This window comes from [Mycoplasma] phocae (assembly GCF_003332325.1).
In the GTDB taxonomy this organism is placed as follows: domain Bacteria; phylum Bacillota_I; class Bacilli_A; order Mycoplasmatales; family Metamycoplasmataceae; genus Metamycoplasma; species Metamycoplasma phocae.
In genome coordinates, this window is sequence record NZ_CP029295.1 from 91,089 (window position 1) to 114,076 (window position 22,988).

Sequence of the window (22,988 nt, forward strand, 5' to 3'; positions counted from 1 at the left end):
GATAATTAATTTACATAAATATAGAAATTTTAGTTAATTTTTTTTGTTTTTTTCTATTTTAATTATAATTTAGATATGTCATCAAATAAAAGGCGTAAATAGTACTTTTATTTTTGAAATAAATCTATTATTTTAAAGAAAGTGTGACATGTAAAACATTATGTTTATAAATTAAAAAAATGAATTTTATATAACAAATAAGGAAAAAATATGAAAAAATCTACAAAATTAATGATTTCTTTAGGATCAATTTCATCTGTTGTGGTTTTACCACTAGTTGCTGCAGCTTGTGGCAATTCAACTGATAGAGCAAACAGAAAAACTAATCAATCAATAGATTTTACTAAGTATGGAGTTGAATCTGCCACTCTTAAAAAAGAAAGAGTGTTAATTCACCCAGCTGCTAGAGACGCCAATAAATTGGATGATAATGGCGTGTTTACATTTAGTTTACATCTTGAACCAACAAGAGGAGTAACTGGAGAATGATTAGGTTTTGCTTCTGAAGTTAGATCACTAAATGACAATACTTTAGTTGAACCAGAAACAGTTAAAGTTGCTACAACTCAAGCTGATACAACTGCGGATCCAGAAAAAGGCTTTCCATTAGTATTTAAATGAGATGGTAATAATAAATTAACTGAAGGAAAATACTATACATTCGTGTTCTGGAAAAAAGACGGAACAGAAAAAATTGTTTTCAAACAAGAATTTATTAACTCAAGTCAAGATACTTTTAGAGCAGAAAAAAGAAGAAAAACCAATCAAACATTAGACTTTACAAAATACGGTATTACTAAAGCCGCTACTGTTAAAGATAGAGTTTTAATTCACCCAGCTGCTAGAGATGCAAATAAATTAGACCAAGACGGAGTATTCAAATTTAGTCTACACCTTGCTCCAACAAAAGGAGTAACAGGAACATGAATAGGTGTTGCTTCTGAAGTTAAATCATTAGAAGATAATACTTTAGTTGAACCAGAAAGTGTTAAAGTTGCTGAAACTGAAGCTGATACAGCTGCTGATTCAGAAACAGGATTCCCATTAATTTTTAAATGAGATAAAGAAAACAACAAATTAACTGAAGGTAAAGCATACACATTTGTATTTTGAAAAAAAGACGGAACAGAAAGAATTGTTTTCAAACAAGAATTTATAGATTCAAGCAGAGACACATTTTTAGCAGAAAAAGCTAGAAGAACTAATCAAACTATTGATTTTACTAAATACGGTGTTGCTAAAGATTTTCCAGAAGGTAGAGTTTTAACAAGAACTTTAATTCACCCGGCGGATAGAAGATCAAATAAATTTAATGCACAGGGAAATTTTAGATTTGCTCTACATTTAAAACCTGTGGAAGGAGCTACCGGAGAATGAATAGCACTTGCAACTGAAGTAAATTCATTATCAGATAATACCTTAAAACTTGATTCTAATGGTAATCCAATTGTTAAAAAAGCGACAACTATTGCAAAACCAACTGAATCATTCCCATTAGAATTTATTTGAAGTGAAAATGGTCAAAAATTAGAGGCAGGGAAATTCTATACATTTATTTTTTGAAAAAAAGATGGTTCAGAAAAAATTGTATTTAAAGACGAATTTATTAAAACTAGTCAAGATACATTTAAGGCAGAATAAAAATCAAATTTTTAAAAGTCAAACACTAGCTAATGTGTCTGACTTTTTTAATTTAAAAAATAAAAAAAATGGCGGGTAAGAGAGGATTTGAACCTCCGCGGGTGTTTTATCACCCCTACAGTCTTAGCAGGACCGCCTCTTCGACCACTTGAGTACTTACCCATTTTGCCATTAAGCAAAAAAATTATATAATAAAAATTAATATTTTGGTAAATATGATTGTTATTTAAAAAAAATAATCAAACTAAAAAAGTTTTATTAATTTTTTTATAAATATTATCACCTTAAACTAAGAGTATATTTTTAATAATTGGAAATTTATTAATTAAAATAAAAACATACTATTTTTTAAAAAAGTATGTTTGATTATTTAATTATTTATTTGGATAAATCTCAGCAATGTCTACACTTTTTGCATAAATTCCAAGGTGATTATCAATTGCGTGTTTTTGAGCATTTTCTAAACTTTTGAAATATTCAACATTATCAGTGTAGAAAGAACTGCTCTTACTTAATGAAATATATTTCATTTTAGCATATCCATAATATACCAATTGCTCATTAAGGCAATAAATTTTACCATCGCTATCTTGATAGTAAACTATTCCAACGGTTCGACCATATCGATCAAGATATTTTTTGTCATTTTCTAGATGTTTATTGGCACTATTTTTAGTTCTTTGGGGGACAATGTAAATTTTTTTAGCTTCTTCTAAGATACGTTTTGTATAATGTTCCGCTATTTTTCCATATTTGTACTGAATTCCGGTTGTGTCATAGAATTTGCCATTTTTATGTGAATGTGTTTCAGGAGTATCAACTCCAGCAAAGCGAAGCACTATTTTAGAATCTGGCAAATCTTTTTTATTTTCAGAAAAGGCTTCTAAAGTATCACCATCTCTTACGCGGATATTTCAGCTTTTTATTTCTCTAGCTTTATTAATTTTAAATTCTCCTTCGATTATTTCGAATTTAAAATCACTCGCATTTAAATTGTTATTTTCGTATTTCTCTAATGTTTGTCTAATTTCATCAATTTTTTCTTGAATTGATTTGTCATTAAGATTTTGGCTTTTAATTTGAGATTCAAGAATATTAATATCGTTTTGAATATTTTCATAATTTGGAATATAAGATTTTTGTTTGGCTATTTTTTGCTTAAGTTCTGAAATTTGATCTTGGTATGCAGATTTTTGCTCAAAGGTACATGAAATAGCGGCTATTGGGATAAAGATAGAACTTAAAGCAAGTGCCGGGATTATTATTTTTTTATTTCTCATAATAATAATTTTATTCTTTTAAAATAAAAAAAAGTTAGCATTGATACTACTAACCTTTAATTTCTGGTCTTAGAGCTGTTCATGTGCCATCTTCATTGTGAAAAAATCTTCCATCAACTGTTAATAGCCGAAACAACTCGCCGCGTTTTGCTTCTAACATCTTTTCATCGGATATTTCTAATGGTGTTTCAGAGCGTCATCTATCGAAAATTTTTTTTGTCACCCCATCAAAAATTTCTCTAAATTCCATTCCTTCACTATTTCCTAGTGTCTCCTTAGCAATATCAACAAGAGTTTTGTATTCCATATTATTCTCCTTTATATGATGATCTTAAAATTATTTCTAAAGCTAAATTTAGATATAACTTAATTAAACATTTAAATCTAACTACAAAAATCACTTTTATCCACTAGACTTACATAAAAAAGTATAACAAAATAGTATAATAGAAGTGTATAAATAATATTAATTTGTAATTATATTTTTCTTATTTAAAAGGAATTCAATTATAACCAAAAAGAAACCTATTTATACGCTTAAATATAACATCTTAATTTGAAAGGAATAAAAATGTCTGTATTTGACAGTAAATTTAAGGGAATTCATGTATATTCAGAAATTGGAGAACTAGAATCAGTTTTAGTACATGAACCAGGGCGTGAAATTGAATATATAACTCCAGCCCGACTAGATGAGTTATTATTCTCAGCAATCCTAGAAAGCCACGATGCTCGTAAAGAACATCAAGAATTTGTTGCTGAACTAAAGAAAAACAATATTAATGTAGTTGAGCTAACAGATCTAGTATCTGAAACATATGATATGGTTTCGAAAGAAAAACAAGAAAAATTAATCGAAGAATTCTTAGAAGATTCTGAACCAGTTCTATCTAAAGAACACAAAGAATTAGTAAGAAAATTCTTAATGGGATTAAAATCTTCAAAAGAACTAATTCAGTACATGATGGCAGGAATCACTAAACACGATTTAATGATTGAATCAGAACATGAGTTAATCGTTGACCCAATGCCAAACTTATACTTCACTCGTGACCCATTTGCATCAGTGGGAAATGGTGTAACCATTCACTACATGAGATATAAAGTTAGACAGCGTGAAACATTATTCTCAAGATTTGTTTTCGCAAATCACCCTAAACTAATGAAAACACCACTATACTACAACCCAGAAATGAAATTATCAATCGAAGGTGGGGACGTATTTATTTACAACAATGATACCCTAGTAGTTGGTGTTTCAGAAAGAACTGATTTAGAAACAATCACCCTATTAGCAAAAAATATTCGTGCAAACAAAGAATGTGAATTCAAGCGTATCGTTGCTATCAATGTTCCTAAGTGAACTAACCTAATGCACTTAGATACATGACTAACAATGTTAGATAAAGATAAATTCTTATATTCACCAATTGCTAACGATGTATTTAAATTCTGAGATTATGATCTAGTTAATGATGGAGATGAACCACAACCAAAAGTTAATGGTTTACCACTAGAAGAATTATTGGAATCAATCATTCACAAGAAACCTGTTTTAATTCCTATTGCTGGAACTTCAGCTTCAGATATCGATGTTGAAAGAGAAACTCACTTTGATGGAACAAACTACCTAGCTATTGCTCCTGGAGTTGTTATTGGATATTCACGTAATGAGAAAACCAATAAAGCTTTAGAAGATGCTGGAATCAAAGTTCTACCATTTAAGGGAAATCAATTATCACTTGGTATGGGAAATGCACGTTGTATGTCAATGCCTCTATCACGTAAAGATGTTAAATGATAATTTAAATATTCATTAAAGAATATGGTCAAGTGTAAAGCACTTGACTTTTTATATTTTCTAATTGCATTTTAATACTACACGGCGACATAATGTTAATTAAATTCTTTTTTAATGTTTTTCATTTGATTAAAAAATTAATTTCAATTTTTGTAACCTAGATTTAATATGTTAATTACATAAGATTATTCAACATATGATCAACGCAAGTATATTATGAATATTTAATTTTTATTTAAGCTTCTACTTTTATATAAATAATCAAAAAATCATATTACAAAAACACTCCATTTTGGAGTGCGAATTTTGTACAAATTGAAAGTTTGAACTATTAATATAATTCTTAAACTTTATAATTTGAAATTATCAATTAAGATTTTTGTTCATTATAAACTATTCTTTTATTGATTTTTCTGGGAACACAAATATTGGTATAAAAGCATGTAAATATTTAATTTTGCTTTTTTCTTTTCTCATTACAATTAAAACAGTAATAAATTTTCCAATATAGAAAATTGGAATTGTAAACAAGGTTGCATATTCTAATGAAACTATTCCAAATATTGAATATTGATTAAATGCGGCAAAGTAGCTGATTAATAATAGGATACTTCCGAAAAATACAAGATAAATAAAAATGTATAAATAGTTAATAAAATTACCTAATTCGGCATTAATTTTGTATTTACTTTCTTTACCAAAAATGTTGATATTAATAATATACGAGCATAATAGATCAATTATAAGTAGTTTAGATAAAAATACTATGCTGTAATTGTATACAATGCTCAATAAATCACCACTTAAATTTTGCCTTCAAATGAATGGTATAACTGATAAAAACAAATAAGCTGAAATTAATAGCATATTTAAAATCTTATTTATAACATAACTTCTACTTAATTTTTGTTTATTGATATAGCGATTAATTAAATAATATCCTTCGCAATTACAATAAGAAAAATCTTGATTTGTGCACCGGTTAAGTTTCTTTGCTAATATTCGATTAACTTGAAATTTATTAAACATAAAAATGCTAAAAACTAATAATATCTTGATTAATAATTGTCAAGTAAATGCATCAATATTTAGCTGTGTAGATAAATAAAATATAATATCGGATATTAGAATTCCAATAAAGGAAATAATGCTAATAATATTAATGGCTAAAAAAACTTTTATTGTCACATCTTTTTTTCAATTTTCGCTGCGACTTAATCTAAATAGAATTTTAAAGTTATCAGCCACTGTAAAATTAGGTGTCATATAAAATCCTTATCATAATTTTAAAGCAACAATATAGTATTTGACACCTATAGCATCAATACTATTAATTGCTTTTAAAATTAGTGTTATTTAGCTTATAGTTTATTTGCTTAACTATTCAATTTATAAATAACTTTTTCACAAATTGTTGTAAGTTCTTACATTTGATTTCATGATTAAGTTATTTTCATTATTGAATGTTTTAAATACAATTTGTTAAGCAAAATTTAATTTTTCAGCAGTTTTAAATTTAGATAAATTTTGAAAAATTGTAAATAAATTTTCTAAATTGGAAAATAGTAAAGGGTTTTAAATAAAATCTAAGTAACGATCAAAGATGACAACATTTTTCTAGTTTTCACCATAAGGAATATATATTTTAAACTTTTAAATTGACTAAAAATAATATTCAGTTTACCATAAAATAATGCTGTAATTTTATGGTAATTTGAGATTTAGCTAATTTTTAAAATTAATGTTATTGATATAAAATAACTGCTAAATTCAAAATCAAAAGAACAATTTTTAGAATTTTAAAAAAATGTAGAAAAAAAATTAGGTTATTTTTTACCTAATATTTCTATTTTTTTAATTCCTTTGCCAAAATAAAATATCAAATTCATTTTAAATAATTTGTAATTTATTTTGTCGCTATTAAATTGGAAATTAGAAATAACTAAATTTTGATTGATATTTTTTAGACAGTGTCAAAAACTAGTTTCAAGATCATAATTGTAGTCATTTACATTCGATTTTATTTTATTTTGCAAAAACAAATAAGCGCTATTTAATGAATTATTTTTTTCATTAAGCGACACATCACTTATTTTGTCTATCCATTGCAATATTTTTTTCATATTTTCCATAATAATTATAAATCAACAATAACATAGTCATACCAGGAACAATAAAAAATATTAACTTATTAATAATCTAAATAAAAATTAGGCGCTAGCAAATTGCATCTAATTAAATTGAATAGATGACAAACGTTTATAAAATTTGAAAAAACCTTAAATTTGTTTATTTAATTTTACTTTCATTAAGGAATTCATCAAACTTTTTTCTGCCATATTTTTCAATATATTTAAATATGGTTTATCAACATTATTTATATCATCTTCAAAAGTAGCACTATCAGCTAATTCTAAATCGAAAGGGTTTTTATTCTTGGACAATGATTTAATATATCATTATAGTTTTTTAGCCATTTACTTAATAGTTTTGTACTAGTACAAAAGACAAACCTTATTGATGTAGTAGCAGTTGCAACAACTAAGAGAATAGTAAGATTTTTTCATCATTATTTCTTTCCTTAGTATTTAAAACACTAAACTAATGTATTCTATTTATAGAACAACACAACCTCTTATATAAGCGTATAATAATTACTTTTACATAAAGAAATCCAAAAAAATATAATTAGTGAATTTGTGTAGACAATTAAATTCAATTAAATTTAAATTGATTTTAAAATATGAAATCATATAAAATCATAAAAGTATTTAATAAATACTTCTATTAACTAAGGGTACTACGCATATTGTTTTTGCAAATTTTAGGGGCATAAGATTTATTTAATAATTTTAATTAATTTCAACATTGCTTCTCTAGATTTGAAATACTTTATTATAGTATTTATTATTTTATTTTTGTGCGAAATATGTTTATTATTAAATGATTATTTAAAACTCAATTAAGTTTAATAAAATCAAACAATTAAAAAATACAAGTTTACCTTAGATCACTTGCTATTTTCTTAAAATTACTTTAATTTAAGTTAATAATTATTTTTAATTCTTTCGAAATTTTTTTGATTTTTCTTATTATAAGATTCAATAATATCATCATATGAAATTTTCATAATTTGACCAAGACCTAAGTAAGCTCCATAAGCTTTTTTAATATTTGATTTTTTCTCTGATTTAAATAATTTTGTAAAACATTGGTATGTATAAATAAGCTGCATATTAAAATCTTGATGTTTTATAATAATGGGAATTTCAGGATCTAAATGGTTGCGGTAGGCAATACTTGTTAGAAAATGAATACCATCAGCAAATTCCTCTAACATGGCGTCATGGTTAATTTTAATTTGTTTTTTTCAATATTTGAATGTCATGACTTCATTAGCGAATTCGCCAAGCTCAACAAGCAAAGCGATAACTCTTTTTTTATCAATATTGTTAGGATTAACTAACGAATTACTAATTTCCTCATCTAATTTAATTTGAGTATCAAAGATATATTTTAAATTCATAATGTTATTATAGAACTTTATTCGCCTTAAATTTTTAATTTTGTAAAAAAATATATATAATAATAATTGTATCTGCTCCAGTGGCGAAATGGTATACGCAGTTGACTCAAAATCAACCGATGAAAGTCATGCTGGTTCAAGTCCAGTCTGGAGCACCATATGATCATAATCACTAATTTAAGGACTTAATTATTTAAGTTACTTTTTTATTTATAATTATAAGGTATAGGAGGAGCATGAATAATCGAAAAAACGAGCTTAAAAAGCTTAAAACAATAGAAATTCATTCCATTTGATATCGCGCACTTTGAATTGCGGCAATTACCATTGCCTTAGTTTTCTTAATTTATATTAGTGCGGTATTTCAAAATAAATATGAAAATGTTCTAAGAATTGTTAACGATGTTATTGTCAGCTGCCTAGTTGGACTTCTTTCGGCTATTTTGCTAATTTTAGCTGCCTTCATTTTCTTAGATCTTTATAAACGCCGAAAAATCAAAGATTTCTTTGAATACTATGCGTATCTTAATTCTCTAAGATCACAACAAAAACAATTTATTTTAAAAGAAAAACGTATTAAAGAGGTCTTTGATTTAAAATCGGCAATGACTAAAACTCAGTTTATTGCTTTTGTTGCTTCATTACTTGAATATTCAGAAGCGTCAATTGATTACGCTAATTTAATTAATGAAATTAATGCTGATTTTGCAAAACATAGCTTTTTAGATCCTGATTTTAACATTCAAAGAAAAAACGCACTCATAAGAACAACTCTTTTCAATATTGTTATTCCAACAGTAATTAATGCTTTTATTATTCTTGCGATATTAATCTTTTCTAATGATCCAACTGAGGATTTAAGAGCAGTTGTTAGATTATTTATAGTTTTAATGGTCACAATTTATGGAGTTAATATTTCAGTTTTTGTTTATGAGCTTTATATTTTAAATCGCGTTAAGAATTATGAATCTTTTAATAATTTTTATATGCTTTCGTTCAATAATTACAATTACAAATTTTTGAACTCAGCATTAGTAAAAAAATAATTCTCTAAATTCATTGCTTAAAATGTTTTATTTTGTATTCATAAACACAAAAAAATACATTTTTAAGCATTTTTTAATTTAATTAGTTTTATTTCTATGTTTACTATTGGTTTTTAGTTTTAAAAAAGCCAAAAAGAAAAATATTTATAAAAATATATTAAAATATTATTGTGAAAAAATTAGATTATTTTAATAATTTCATAGTATTATAACAAACCAATTTAGCATGGTGCTATTTTGGTTTGTTTTTATTTAAATAAAGAATTTCAAAACAAAGAAAGGATTCTTAAAACTATATATGAAAAAGATAAATAAAATTATATTAGGAGTTGTTCCGTTTGCTTCTGCTCTAGCAGTTCTTCCAATTGCTGCAGCATGTAATAGTAGCAGAAGGTATGATCAAACCGAACAATCAAAACTTAGAATTGCCTCTGGTTTCTCAACAAGCAATTCACAAGGACAAGCCCTACAAGGTATTGTTGACACTTACAATGAATGAGTAAAAAAGAACAATAAAACAGCTGAGGGGCATAAAGAAGTTGAAGTTGTAGTTCTACCAAATGGTTATAACACCGACGTGCTTTCTTCAAAACTTCAAGCACAAGATACAGAAAAATTCTGAAACTTAGTTGTTAACTATCCATCAGCAGCTTCATTAATTGCTAAATATGAAATGAATTTAGCGGTTCCTGAAGAAGATTATAATTCTTTTGGAATTTCAAAAGCATTTAAAGATGTTAACAAGCTAATTGCTGGTAACTTCCAAAATGAAAAATGAGTTGTACCTCTATCATGTTCATCAGAAATGGCAGCGATTGCAAAACCTCTATTGGGAAAACTTTTAAGTGAATTAACTACTGAAATGGGCGTTACAATAGATGCTAACAATAGTAAACAAATTAAAGCATATATGGAATATTTCAAAAAAGCAGATGCTAAACAAAAAGATTACATAAATGGCCTATGAAATGGTGGAAAAGTTAAAGCTGAAAATAAAGATAAAGTTAAAGAAGAAATTCTTAAATTAACTCCAACTATTTCTGATAGTATGTTTGAAAATTATGAAGATTTAATTAATTTGGCAATTTCACTGAAGAAATTATACCCATCTTCTGTTACAAATTATGTTTTAGGTTTTGATTCATTACCAACCGCTATTAATATTATGGCAAGTTCACTTGCAAATGGTGATTTAAAAGAAAACTACATTAACCCAGATCCTAGCGTTACGATTACTGGTGGTTGAGACTTTTCTTCATTTATAAAAGAAGGAACAAAACAATATAACCTTTTCAAAAAAATTTCTGATTTGTTAATTAGGGGAATTGATGAAGGTGCTATTTGAGTTGGTGGTGGTGGTAGATATGGATCATCTGCGTTAGTTAACTACCAATTAGCAATAAGCATTGGTTCAACCGCTGGTTATTTTCATACTTATATACGGAATTCGAATGATCGTAAAAGATACTTTGTTAAAGGAACAAAAATTACATTAGAGGATAATTCACTTGAACTAGTGGCTGAAAATGATAAGGACAAAAATGCCGACACAACTGCATTTTGATTTAAAGCATTAAATAATTCAAATGTAAATAGTGTTAAATTAAGCACTCTAGAGAAAGTTGGTAGTAGATTTGATAAACAACTAAAAGATGCGGCAGCTGACGAAAAAGCTAAACAAATCAAAGGTAAAGATGGTTGATTAGTTTCTGGACCTGCATGATCATTTAAGAGCAATAAAGTTGTATTTAAATATGCTGACGAAAACAAACAAGAAAAAACCATTGAATTTGAAGGTATGAATTTAGGAGATTTATTTAAAGACAATAATAGCGACGATAAAAATGTTTACTTTTTAGAAAAAGGAGCTATAGATGTTAAAAGTGTTGATAAATCTACTGTTGTTGGTAAAAATGATGCTGCTTGAATTTCTGCACCAGAAATATTTGATAAAAATAGCAAAAAACACGGCATATTTTCACAAGGCCCTTCTTTAGTTGGGATTCATGCTAATGAAAAAGAAGATAATGCTACAAGATTATTTATAAAATGATTATTTACTAAATATGAAGATGAAATTTCATTAAAAACCGTAATTGGCCGTAAAGAAACAATAGATAAATATACAAATGTTAGTCCATTAGATGCATTTAACTTTACAGCTAACTATGTTTCTCCAACAGAAGAATACTTCACAAAAGATATTAACTCTGAAGAAATTAAAAAATTAAATCCAGCAAATAAACTTGCTTTCGAAAACTTTAAGAAAACAGATTCAGATCCAAGTAAATATATTGCTGTTGAAGATGTTGCCGCCGCAGAATCAGATGCGCTAAGAAGAGCAATTACAACAGCAGCTGGTGGTTTAGTAACAGCTGCTCAATCAAGCAAAGAAATCACATTTAAAACATTCTTAGACGGTATTTTAAAATCATTCAAGATTTAGAAAAATAAACAATGAAAAAGAAAATAATTTTCGGAATAGCAGCCCCTATCGCAATGATAGGGTTTCCTATTTTTGCGATTTCTTGTGCATCAAATAAACTAAATAGTGAAATAATAAAATTAAATACCAAGGATAATCTTTATCAAAAATTTGATGTTACCGATTTTCATAATGTTGGCAAAATTTTTGACACAAAAGTTAAATACAATATTAGAAAAGATGGAATTAGAGTTCCTGTGGAACAAACTTTATGGGAATATTTCAATTATGCTGAAGGTGAAATTGTTAATTTAGCTGATGGTGACACAATGACGGTTAGAATAACTCAACAACCAAAAATATTACCTAATGGTTCAACTATTACTTTATCTAACACTATAAAAATAAGAATACCACTAATTGATACTCTTGAGGAGAATACTTCAAACGTTGGAGAAGAAGAAAAACGACTTGCGCATATAGATAGTGAATATGCTAGAAGTATGCTTCCAGTAGGAGCAAAAGTTAGAATGATATCAAAAAATTGAAACGATAAATCTTATGATAGAGTTGTAGCATCTGTATTTTTTGGAGAAAATTTCACAAGAAATTTTGCTATTGAAATGCTAGCAGCCGGGTACACTTTGGCGAAAATAGAGAAAGTAAACGTTATTGATTTTTTAGCCGATTATAACAAACCAGAAGATGAAGCAAGAGAACTTTATTCATACACAATACCATATGCCGCTTATGCAATCAACTACGGTATCTTAAATAAAAAAGGTTTTTATGGGGAACCACATAATTTTAAAGATCCATATGTTTTAGCATCTAAATATTTAGAACATGGAGAAGCCCTAATTAATTCGTCATTGTTTATTTTGCATCCATCATTATGAGCTAAAAATGCTATAAAATCAAATTCAGAAAATAATATTTACAAATTTTTAGAATCAAAAAATCAAAATAAGGAATAACTATGAAAAAAAATATTACAACGAATTCATTATCACAAGAAGATATTCATAGTTTCTCTAAAAAACGTTATGAAATGAAGAAAAACATTCATGCCATTGAAATAAAAGATTTAGTAATTGACTTCGGTGAATCACTAGCAGTGGATAATGCTTCATTTACCATAGAGAGAGGAGAATTGGTTACCTTACTGGGGCCTTCAGGTTCGGGAAAAACTACAACTTTAAATGCTATTTCAGGACTTTTAAGACCAACAAGTGGAAAAATATTTTTCTCAGGTCTAGATGTTACTAAATTTTCTCCGCAACAAAGAGAATTAGGACTAGTTTTCCAAAATTACGCATTGTATCCTCACATGACTGTTTATGATAATATTGCCTTTCCACTTTCGAATGATAAACATTGGAAAGAGGAAGTATTAGAAAAAACAAGGACATCGCAACATAAAATTTTTGAAATTATTTTAAAACATTATGGTGTTGATGGTTCATCTATAGAATTATTCAATAAAAAGTTTTACTATTTGATTGACAATCCAAAAGAAACTATTAAATATCTAAATGAACTTATCGCTGAGAATAATAACGTTATTGATAACGAAGTAAATAATTATAATTTTTTGGTTACTAAAAGTATCGCCGAAGGTTCATCACTAACCAAGAAAGTTCTAAAAGATCTAAAACATCTAAAAGAACAAAAATATGCCGATATTAAAGAAGCTGAAATTCAAATTGCTCACGAAAAAGCAGTGATTAAAGTTGAACATGATAATAATGCACTTAAAAATGGTGGCAAATACGATTATAGTTTTGTTAATCCGGTTATTTCAAAAAGTAAAGAAAATATTTCTAAACTAGAAGAAAAAATCGAGGAAATTAAAAATAATTATAAAACTCAATATGCCTTAATTAAATCAGAATATGAAAGTAAGTATAAAGAAGCAAAATCAAGAAACGCAATGGCATTAAAAAATGCCAAAGAAGAATTAAAATACAAGAAAAAAATTCAAAAGTTATCTCCTCTTTATGCAAAATTACTTGAAATTGAACTTAATAGAAATAAAGAACTTCAGAAAAATCAACTTGAATATAAAAAATTCCTTAATGATTCCAAATTAAGTGCTGATGAATCTGCTAAACAAAAAATGCAAGCAGAATTCTTAGCTAAAAAAGAAGAAATTCTTAAAAAAGAAGTTTATGAAAGCAATTTAGTTAAAGAAGAAATTTCAAAATTAGAAAATTATTCTAAAGTATCACCATTGCTTCAAAAAATTGCTGAAATCAAAGCTAGATACAAAATGACTTTGAAAGTTACAAAAAGAGATTATCGTGAAGAGTGTCTAAAATTGTTTGAACCTCTATTCGAAAAAAATCAAATTACAAAGGGATCATTTAGCAAGAAAATTCAAATTTTAATTTCAACATTACCAAATGATTTACAAGAAAAAGTAAAAGTCTTATCAAAAGATGTACTAACTATTCAAGAGGCAATTATTAGAGATGTTCTTGAAGTTGCAAAGAGAGTTGAAATTACCAAAAATTTAGCAAAAAGACCAACACAACTTTCTGGTGGTCAACAACAACGGGTAGCTATTGCTAGAGCCATTGTTAAAAAACCAAAAATTCTTTTATTAGATGAACCGTTATCGAACTTGGATGCAAAATTACGTATTTCAACTAGAAAATGAATACGTTCAATCCAACAAGAACTTGGTATTACAACAGTCTTTGTTACCCATGACCAAGAAGAAGCTATGTCAATTAGTGATAAAGTTGTATGTATGTCAACTGCTAAAGTACAACAAATTGGTAGTCCAATTGAATTGTATTCAAAACCTAAAAATGAATTTGTTGCTAAATTTCTAGGTGTACCAGAAATGACCATTTTTGAAGCTAAGGTTGATAGCAAAGGTTATGTTAAATACAATGGCAAGAATTTATTAAAAGTACCTTCAACCTACAAAAAATCAACAATAGACGTTGGTTTTAGAGGTGAAGCTTTAACAGAAAGTGATATGGGTACTTTTGAAGGAGAAATTAGAGTAGTTGAATATCTTGGAAAAGAAATTCAAGCTCAAATATACATTAAAGAAATGGACAAAATTTCAAATGTATTTCTATCATCAAAATTAAAATACGACATTGGAGAAATGGTTAAATTAAATATTAAAAATAATGATTTATATCATTTATTTGATGTTGATACAAAAGAGCGAGTATAAATTATGAAAACTTATTTTTGAAGAAAATACCGTCTTAAAAATACTGGTTTAGCTCTAAGTGTTTTAAATAGTAGAATATCGTTTTGAAAACCTTTTCTATTAATGGTACCGTCACTAATTACGATTCTTCTACTAACGGTGATTCCATTTATATTAGTTATAATTGGTTCATTTAGAGTTCAAGTTGGATTTACAAGAAATGCTGTTATCTTTGGATTTGGAAATTTTCAAAAACTTTTTACAGATAATACATTTATCATAGCAATTAGAAACTCACTTGTTTTTGCTTTAGTAGCACTACCAATTAGCTTGTCAATTTCGCTACTTATAAGTTCGGCGATTAGTCAAGTTATTAAAAAATGAGCTAGAGGATTCTGACAAACAGTATTTTTCTTACCATATGTAACATCAGCTATTGCGGTATCATTAGCATTTGCCTTTATATTTAAATCTCAAGGCGGATTAATTAATAAAATTTTATTGGATTTAGGTTTAACTAAAAATCCGATTAACTTCTTAGATGATGGAAGTTCTGGCAGTTGAAATGCATTCTTCGTTATTTTAATAAGAGGTATTTGAGGAAACTTAGCATTTCAAGTTCTACTTCTAACAACCGCTATGTTATCAGTTAATCAAGATTTGTATAAATCAGCATCAATTGACGGTGCATCATCTACAAAACAATTCTTTACCATTACACTTCCTGCTATTAGCAAAACAATTTCATTTTTATTCACAATTGGAATTATCGGAGGAATAAAAGTCTTTCCATTAGCGCTATTTAACAATGATCCAGCGCAAGCATTACAATACAATGGTCAATCTATTATTCTTTATATATTCAATTATGCAAGACTTGATTTTGCTAGAGCTGGAGCAGCATCGATTATATTATTTTTAATGGGATTTGCATTATCATTTGGCTTAAGAAAATTAGTATTTGTGACTTTCAGAGTTACAAGAAAATTAGGAGAAAAAAATGTCGTTAATAAAATTAAAAACGCGTCAATCGTGAGAAAATCGCTATTTAAAATCTAAACAAGATTTAATTTCTAAGCCATATTCTTCAACAAGCATTGGTTCTAAAGCTGCTTCTTGAATATTCAAAATAATAGTTTTGGGATTTTTCTCATTACTTATCATTTTCCCATTTTACTTCATGATAACTCAATCATTAACTGATAAGTTATGACAAACAAGGCAAACTACAGTTGTACTATTTCCAATTCCATTTGAAGAAGGTGGCAAAGCATTTCATTGAAATAACTTTGTGGCCGCTTTAGAGCAAGGTTATTTACAATCACTTGTATTTACCCTAGGTATAACCTTCATTTCTATTTTAATTAGATTATTCTTTTCAATTACTCTAGGATATGCCCTATCACTTAAAAATTGAAGAGGAAAAGCCGCATTTTTTGGATTCTTTTTATCATTATTAATTCTTCCAGAAATTGCGCTACTAACAGGACAATATACTGTTATTGTTAGAATGGGATGACATGTTGGGGCATGAACAATTATTGCCTTAATTATTCCATTCGCTGCATCAATCTTTTTCTCATATATGTATAAAAACGCATTTGAGGCTATTCCTAATTCAGTTAAAGAATCATCAATGTTAGATGGTGCTAACGGATTTAAATACTTCTTTAATGTAGCTCTACCAATGGTTAAATCAACAACATGAACGGTGGCAATTCTAACCGCCTTTGCTTCATGAAACTCATATACTTGACCAGCATTAATTTTAGCGGGATCAAATTCATTATGACAACCAATGAACTTATGAGTATTTACAACTGGTAAAGATGCTAGTGCTGAACTTCAAATACTTTATACAAGTATTCGTATGGCAGCTACAATCTTAGCAATTCTACCTATGCTAATTATTTACTTTATTTTAAGAAAGAGAATCATGAGTGCAATTTCTAGAAATGGAAATGCAACAAAAGGATAAAATTATGGATAATAATAACGAAATCACATTATTAAAAATACAAAAAAGCCAAAGAAAAATTGCCATTTTAAAAATTCTTGGAATTGTTGGAATTTCTTTGTCTGTTGTTGCAGGATTAATATTGGCAATTTTAGGAGCTATGGGATTAATTTTAGTTCCAATAAGAATTGCTGAAAGAGGATTATAATACATAACATTAACACTATATGTTATATTGTTATAATTAAAAATTTTATATTTATATAAAAAAAACTATGAAAGTGATAAGTCATAGTTTTTTTCTTTATAATTTATAGTTATCATGAAGCCTTTTGATAAATATAAGATTATTTCTATTGTTCCGGTTATTTCACTTCCTATTACAATGATTAGTTGCATAAACAATAAGGATAAAGACACTTTAATCTTTAAAATTCCATATTATAAAAATAATGATATTAAACCATTTTATAATGTTATTGAAGTGTATAATACATATTTAGAATCAAAAAACGATCCCCATTTACCCGTAGCAATTGAAGAATCTAAAAATCGTAATTTAATTTACCAGAAAATTAATTTAGATTTAAGTTCACAAAATGAATTTATTCCTAACTTAATTTTATACTACCCGAGTTTAGCTAATATTTTAAATAGTTATCATCGAAGTTTGAATTTTCACGAAATTATTGATGATAGTAATATTGATAAAAATTTTTTAATTACTGAAAAACAAGTAAATACTTCAAAAGATGAAAACATTTTACTACCATTTTCCGTGAGTGGTGAATCACTTGTAATTAATAATATATTATTTGGAATGTTTTTAGATCAAGCGCTAACTTTTTTAAATAATGAAAATGAGCAGCAAATCTCGCTAGATTATTACAAACACCGAATTTTTATTAATGCTCTAAACTGTTACCAAAAAGCTAGTGGACCACTAAAAAACACAACCGAAAAATTCTGAAAATCTCAAAAAATAGTTTTTAATAAAAATAAATTACTGGATTTATTTGCCACTATAAATGATCAACAATTTCGGAGTAATTTTGGATTAATTAATTTAGCTAAAAAAATATCGGATACTTTTAGCCAAGAAGAAAATAAAATTTCAATTGAAACATTACACATTCGAAGCATTAATAATTTTGTTTATTCACTACTTTTCAATTATAGTAAAACTTCATATGATAATTATTTTCTTAAAAGAAAGCCAAATGGACTTCTAGACTATGACAAAATTTTTGAAATTGGGAGTGAAGAGAATAATCAACTTAAATGAGTTTTTGAATATATCAAGTCAAGTCTTATGAATTCAAAAATTTCATTATACAATAGTGCCAATGATAGTAGTCCATTCATTAGCACAAAAATGTTTGCTTTAACTTCAACTCGTTTTTATCAACTAATAGAAAATGATAAAAATAAAAAAATTAAGGAATTTCAATTTCTACCAGCTCCTACTAAAAATGATATTAATGATAAAGTCGGTTCTTTTTTAGTTCAGGGCAACAATCTTATCGGAATTAAAAAAAGTAAAGTTCAGGATGAGAGTACAATTAATTTTGTTAACTGAATGTACAATAAGAATAACATTATTAATTGAAAAATTGGTCCCAAAATTTTAAAACTAACACCTGTAGAGTATATTGCCTATAGTTTGGGATATATTTTTCCAAGCGAAAATTTTATAAAAGAATTTCCAAAGATGAATAAAATAAATTTAGCTAACCAAAAGTTTTTAGTAAATGCAAAACGCAAAGATCTTTCACCATTTCAAGAACCTGTTGACAAACAAAGTGATTCATTGAGAAAGAATATTGCACTTGTCTTTAGTAATTATTTGTATAATAATCTTGAAACAGCAAATTTTTCAGAGTTTCTGTTTAATCTAAAAAAAGGAATATTTGGTGAATAAATGATTGATTTTAAACAGTGAGAGATTTATTTTATGAAAAATAAAAAAGTCTTAAAGACTATTAATAATCTCTATAGAGAAGATAAGAATTTTTTAAATTCATTTTCGTATATTAACAATAGTTTTGTTGCAACTTTGGGATTTGGAAATTATAAATTCAATGAACTTACTATTAAATTATGAGCGCAGGCATTAGCTGATGAACTTAAAGGACAAAATTTAAAAATTTTAATTGCTCATGATGGTTCTAATGATAATTTTAGTAGTTATACAAATAGCATATCTAATATATTTAAAGCAAATAAAATGCAACCTTTTGTTTTCTTTAAACAAGCACCAATATCAAAAAATTTTATTAAATTTGTTTTAAATAAAATTGATGGCATTAATTTAGTTATTTATCTTTCAAAATATACCTATGATAATAATTATGCTATTTCTATTTTTGATGGACGAGGAATGCCAGTGGCTTTTAAATTTCTTGAAAAAATTGTCAATAGGTTAGATTCAACTACTCTTAATGATATTAATGAATTTGAGGATGAAGCTAATTTTCTTGATTTTAATAAATTGTTAAACGAATATGTGGCTGAAATTATTAAATACAACCATACTCAAAGCGGTAATAAATTGATTACAATTGGGATTGTTTTAGATAATCTAAGTGAGAGCTTTATTAAACGGATAATGGGTAAAAATGATATTGGATATCAATTTGTCAAAAATAAATTTTTAGAGGATAAACCAAAAGTTATTAATTTACCACTAACATCAACGGCTAAATTTAAAAACATTAATTACATATTTAAATTCTCATATGATTTTCAAAAATTGTATATATACAAAAAAATTCGAAGATTTTCATTTGTTCCACGCTACGAATTAATTGATATTAATGAACTAATCGCAAATTATTTAATTTTCATTAATAGCATTTTAAAGACAAATGATCTTGCTAAGAATATTCAAGCCATTAAATCAACACTATTTACTAAAAATAATTTATTTGAATCTATTGCTAAAAAATATGACCTATCATATAATGTCGGATTTTTCTATGAAGGATCACAAGATTCGGAGATAATTAATTTATTTTTTAACGAGAATTATGAAATCAACTTAGGATTTTCACATTCTCGTTATGGCGATGCTTTTTTAGCGGCCTCTATCTTTACTGATATGTTTAACTACTATGAAACTCAACATATGAAATTTGATGATATTAAAAATCATAATTTGATACAAATTGATGATTTATTAATTAGTAATTTTAGTTTTGTTTGTGACCCTAAAAACTTAGAATCATTTGAAACTAAAATTTTCTCTCAAGTGACATTAAACCAAATTCCTGTAACCAAAGTTGATGACTTACGTGAGAATATTTTTAACAAGGAAAAATATTTGGCAAAAATTCACTTTGAAAGTAACGAATGAATTGGCATTAAATATTCATATGAACTTAAACGACTATTATTTGTTTGCCAAGAAAACAAAAAAACTCGTGGAAATTTATCGCAAAATTTAAAAAAATATTTTGCGACAACATTACGAAATTATGTAAAACCAATTATTCCTGAATTAGATGAAAGTGAATAATTATTGCAACATTAAAATTTATTTTAATAAATAGGGTAAAATAATAAACGCATTGACACAGCATTATAATATTTTACAAACCGCTTTTATTTTGTTTTAAATTTGAAAGTAAGGAAGCTGTTATTCCGAAATCATTAGAATAAAAACCTTGTAAGAGAATTATATAAATTGTCTTTGCATATTGAAAGGAAAAATATGTCAAGATTTACCGGTTCTATTTTTAAGAAAAGTAGAAGATATGGCATTTCATTGCTAGAAAATAATAAAGAATTCACCAAAGGCAAAAAACGTACTACTGCCCCAGGTCAACATGGAGCAAAAAGATCAAAACCATCTGATTACCAAATTCACATGTACGAAAAACAAAAAGTTAGATATATGTACGGAATTAATGAACGTCAATTCAAAACATTGTTTATGGTTGCTTCAAAAAAATCAGGTGTTACAGGTACAAATTTACTTCAATTAGTTGAAACAAGATTAGATAATCTAGTTTTTAGAGCTGGTTGAGCACGTACAAGAGCACAAGCTCGTCAATTCGTTAACCACGGTCATTTTACATTAGATGGTCACAAAGCAAATATTCCATCAATGCTTATTAAAGTAGGATCAGTTATTGAAATGAAACCATCATTACAAAATAACAAAGATGTTAAAGAAGCAATTGAAATTATGACTACTGCTGACTGATTGAAAAAGGATAACTTTAAAGTTACATTAACAAGATTGCCAGAAAGAAATGAATTTGCTAAAGATATTAACGAATCACTAATTGTTGAATACTACAACCGTTAATTAGCACAAAAAAAGACCTTGAAATTAGGTCTTTTTTTAATTAATATTTTGTAATTTTTCTTCAAGTATCTTAATATTTTTTTCAGCATATAGACCAATTTGATTAGTTAAGTATAAATGCGAAAGATCGTTTGGGTCAAAAAACTTTTTATTTGCAATTGGTAGCTCTTCAAATAATACAGATGATGCATTAATTAGCAGTGCATCACGTTTAGAAAAAAATTCAAATAAATAATCAAGCTCCTCTTTAGCAATTTTGGGGTCACAGTATACATAATACGGTTTTGCTTGATGGGGTTGTATGTCCATAATAATTAAAGTGGCATTTTCCAGTTTTTTACGGTTAATAATGGCTTGAAAATCTTTTAATGTATTTAAAATAAAATTACTTGGTTGATAATTTAGTTCATCATTTTGATAATTTCAATGGGAATAAGCATTTTCGGTGAACTCATCAAATTCACTAGTTCTGACAAGATAGAATTCATGCTCTTCGAAGTATAAATTTTCAAAAAAATCACGATCATATTTACTTGGCTGTTCAATATTTTCTAAGCATTTTATTGCATTGCGAAATGGTTTTTTTGATAATTTAATATAAACTGTCATATCAAGTGTTCTTAAAATTGGAAATGCGATCATATCATTGAAATTATCAATCGGCATTAAAAGGCGTGAGCAAAACATTTATTTACCTCCATAATAATAAAAAACCACAAGACACAACACTTCTCGATATGGCTGCTATATTTCTATCCTGACCAAATTACAAGGTTGTCGTTCTCATGGCAATAATATTATATAATAATTTAAATGATATTTGTGATATAAATAAAAATTCAAATCAATATCGGAACTTAAAATTATCTCCCTTACTTTGGTATAATTTTCATACTAAGTAATTGTGAGGTTGTTATGGAAAAAAAATATTATATCTTTAGCTATGATAGTATGCAAGATCCAATTTTTTTTGAAAATTTATTTGCTAAAGATACAAAAAGAATGGCCGCTACTTTAAATGGCTATGTAAAATGTGTTGATGAGTCACGCTATTTTCTTTTAAAAAAGGATTTATCAAGTCAAGTGCGGGGAACTGTTTTTGAAATTACTAAAGAGGAATTATTTATGGTTGATAGATGAAAAATGTTTCCTCAATATCAAAGATTTACCGCCAATGTACATCTAAATGATAAAAATGAAATTTTGGAAAATGTTTTTGTTTATACTAAATTAGAATTAGGAAAATATTATCTCGCATCAGATGATATGGGATTTTTTAAAGATCCGAGTTCTTCAGAGGATAATCTTCGAGCATTTATTGAACTTGAAAAACAGTCAAAAAAAATGCCAATCAGCGATGCAATATTTTTATATGAAGTTGATGAAAAAAATTATGAACTAATTAGAAATTTCACACATCCATATGTAGCTTTAATTTTAGAAGACAAAGAAAATAAATTGTTCTCGATTCAATCGTGTGCATTATTTGCTATTCATGAAAATAATAAATACTACGCCGCATTGACATCATTTGGAAACAAAGTTGGAATGAATAGTATTATGTACTATGAAGTTTTTAATGATAAAATTCCTAATTCACATTCTGAAATTACTATTAAAACTTTATACGATATGGATATTGCGTTTTTAAATAATAAAAAACCCGCTTTTTATTTAACACATCGTGAAGATAGTGAAGAAAAAAATGGCAAAATGGGATGATATAAAGACGTTGCTTTTGAACTTGTAACACCTGATTTTAATTTAGATCCAATGCTACGTTTTGATCAACTCCTAACAGCTTTCTTTCGAAGTGTAAAATAAT

General features: G+C 27.0%; 20 protein-coding genes, 2 tRNA genes and 1 other RNA gene. 14 read left to right on the top strand and 9 right to left on the bottom strand.

The annotated features are described in order from the left end of the window. The first annotated feature begins 210 nt into the window (after positions 1-210). Entirely contained in the window at positions 211-1,641 is a 1,431-nt protein-coding gene (locus tag DA803_RS00325; RefSeq protein ID WP_114190667.1) for a variable surface lipoprotein, read from the top strand. Positions 1,642-1,710: 69 nt separating this feature from the next. Here DA803_RS00325 and DA803_RS00330 read toward each other — a convergent pair. The 3 genes from DA803_RS00330 to rpoE all read right to left on the bottom strand — a co-directional run bounded on the left by DA803_RS00330 (position 1,711) and on the right by rpoE (position 3,228). Further along, positions 1,711-1,803, bottom strand: a tRNA-Ser gene (locus DA803_RS00330). 212 nt (positions 1,804-2,015) lie between these two features. Beyond that, entirely contained in the window at positions 2,016-2,921 is a 906-nt protein-coding gene (locus tag DA803_RS00335; protein ID WP_114190668.1) for a thermonuclease family protein, read from the bottom strand. 49 nt (positions 2,922-2,970) lie between these two features. Then, positions 2,971-3,228, bottom strand: a complete 258-nt coding sequence (gene rpoE / locus DA803_RS05860; RefSeq protein ID WP_114190669.1) for a DNA-directed RNA polymerase subunit delta — start codon at positions 3,226-3,228, stop codon at positions 2,971-2,973. 264 nt (positions 3,229-3,492) lie between these two features. On the opposite strand from rpoE, the gene arcA reads away from it, so the two are divergent. After that, entirely contained in the window at positions 3,493-4,725 is a 1,233-nt protein-coding gene (arcA, locus tag DA803_RS00345; RefSeq protein ID WP_114190670.1) for an arginine deiminase, read from the top strand. A 390-nt stretch (positions 4,726-5,115) separates the two neighbouring features. On the opposite strand, the gene DA803_RS05865 is transcribed toward arcA, so the two are convergent. The 4 genes from DA803_RS05865 to DA803_RS00360 form a co-directional block, all read right to left on the bottom strand. Further along, positions 5,116-5,988, bottom strand: a complete 873-nt coding sequence (locus DA803_RS05865) for a hypothetical protein (RefSeq protein ID WP_114190671.1) — start codon at positions 5,986-5,988, stop codon at positions 5,116-5,118. Between the two features lie 560 nt (positions 5,989-6,548). Continuing rightward, a complete protein-coding gene (locus DA803_RS05870; RefSeq protein ID WP_114190672.1) occupies positions 6,549-6,845 on the bottom strand; it encodes a hypothetical protein in 297 nt (98 codons plus the stop codon). Between the two features lie 156 nt (positions 6,846-7,001). Next, positions 7,002-7,166, bottom strand: a complete 165-nt coding sequence (locus tag DA803_RS03305; protein ID WP_170120255.1) for a hypothetical protein — start codon at positions 7,164-7,166, stop codon at positions 7,002-7,004. A 602-nt stretch (positions 7,167-7,768) separates the two neighbouring features. After that, positions 7,769-8,248, bottom strand: a complete 480-nt coding sequence (locus DA803_RS00360) for a dUTP diphosphatase (protein WP_114190673.1) — start codon at positions 8,246-8,248, stop codon at positions 7,769-7,771. 74 nt (positions 8,249-8,322) lie between these two features. Here DA803_RS00360 and DA803_RS00365 point away from each other — a divergent pair. From DA803_RS00365 to rpsD, 11 genes are all read left to right on the top strand, one after another. Further along, a tRNA-Leu gene (locus DA803_RS00365) sits at positions 8,323-8,406 on the top strand. Between the two features lie 78 nt (positions 8,407-8,484). Then, positions 8,485-9,294: a hypothetical protein gene (locus tag DA803_RS00370; RefSeq protein WP_114190674.1), complete on the top strand. Its 810-nt coding sequence runs from the start codon at positions 8,485-8,487 to the stop codon at positions 9,292-9,294. Positions 9,295-9,592: 298 nt separating this feature from the next. Next, entirely contained in the window at positions 9,593-11,740 is a 2,148-nt protein-coding gene (locus DA803_RS05875; protein WP_114190675.1) for a P68 family surface lipoprotein, read from the top strand. Positions 11,741-11,751: 11 nt separating this feature from the next. Then, positions 11,752-12,696: a thermonuclease family protein gene (locus DA803_RS05880; protein ID WP_114190676.1), complete on the top strand. Its 945-nt coding sequence runs from the start codon at positions 11,752-11,754 to the stop codon at positions 12,694-12,696. 2 nt (positions 12,697-12,698) lie between these two features. Continuing rightward, positions 12,699-14,915 (top strand): ATP-binding cassette domain-containing protein, encoded by a 2,217-nt coding sequence (locus DA803_RS00385; RefSeq protein ID WP_114190677.1) that lies wholly within the window; start codon positions 12,699-12,701, stop codon positions 14,913-14,915. A 3-nt stretch (positions 14,916-14,918) separates the two neighbouring features. Further along, positions 14,919-15,953, top strand: a complete 1,035-nt coding sequence (locus DA803_RS05885; RefSeq protein WP_114190678.1) for a carbohydrate ABC transporter permease — start codon at positions 14,919-14,921, stop codon at positions 15,951-15,953. Further along, complete coding sequence (locus DA803_RS05890; RefSeq protein WP_114190679.1) at positions 15,895-16,872, top strand: carbohydrate ABC transporter permease; 978 nt, start codon at positions 15,895-15,897, stop codon at positions 16,870-16,872. Before DA803_RS05885 ends, DA803_RS05890 begins: the two co-directional genes overlap by 59 nt. 4 nt (positions 16,873-16,876) lie before the next feature. Continuing rightward, a complete protein-coding gene (locus DA803_RS00400; protein ID WP_145960812.1) occupies positions 16,877-17,059 on the top strand; it encodes a hypothetical protein in 183 nt (60 codons plus the stop codon). 114 nt (positions 17,060-17,173) lie between these two features. Beyond that, entirely contained in the window at positions 17,174-18,772 is a 1,599-nt protein-coding gene (locus DA803_RS05895; protein WP_114190681.1) for a hypothetical protein, read from the top strand. Positions 18,773-18,805: 33 nt separating this feature from the next. Continuing rightward, complete coding sequence (locus DA803_RS00410) at positions 18,806-20,368, top strand: hypothetical protein (protein WP_145960813.1); 1,563 nt, start codon at positions 18,806-18,808, stop codon at positions 20,366-20,368. A gap of 195 nt (positions 20,369-20,563) precedes the next feature. Then, on the top strand, positions 20,564-21,163 hold the full coding sequence (gene rpsD, locus DA803_RS00415; protein WP_114190683.1) for a 30S ribosomal protein S4: 600 nt from the start codon (positions 20,564-20,566) through the stop codon (positions 21,161-21,163). A 36-nt stretch (positions 21,164-21,199) separates the two neighbouring features. Here the strand turns inward: rpsD and DA803_RS05900 are convergent, their stop codons facing one another. Next, the gene (locus DA803_RS05900; RefSeq protein WP_145960814.1) at positions 21,200-21,850 is read right to left on the bottom strand and encodes a hypothetical protein; all 651 of its coding nucleotides are present in this window, start codon (positions 21,848-21,850) and stop codon (positions 21,200-21,202) included. A gap of 13 nt (positions 21,851-21,863) precedes the next feature. Beyond that, positions 21,864-21,960: signal recognition particle sRNA small type (gene ffs / locus DA803_RS00425), an RNA gene on the bottom strand. 118 nt (positions 21,961-22,078) lie between these two features. On the opposite strand from ffs, the gene DA803_RS05905 reads away from it, so the two are divergent. Next, a complete protein-coding gene (locus tag DA803_RS05905; protein WP_277869738.1) occupies positions 22,079-22,987 on the top strand; it encodes a gamma-glutamylcyclotransferase family protein in 909 nt (302 codons plus the stop codon). Position 22,988 lies beyond the last annotated feature (1 nt).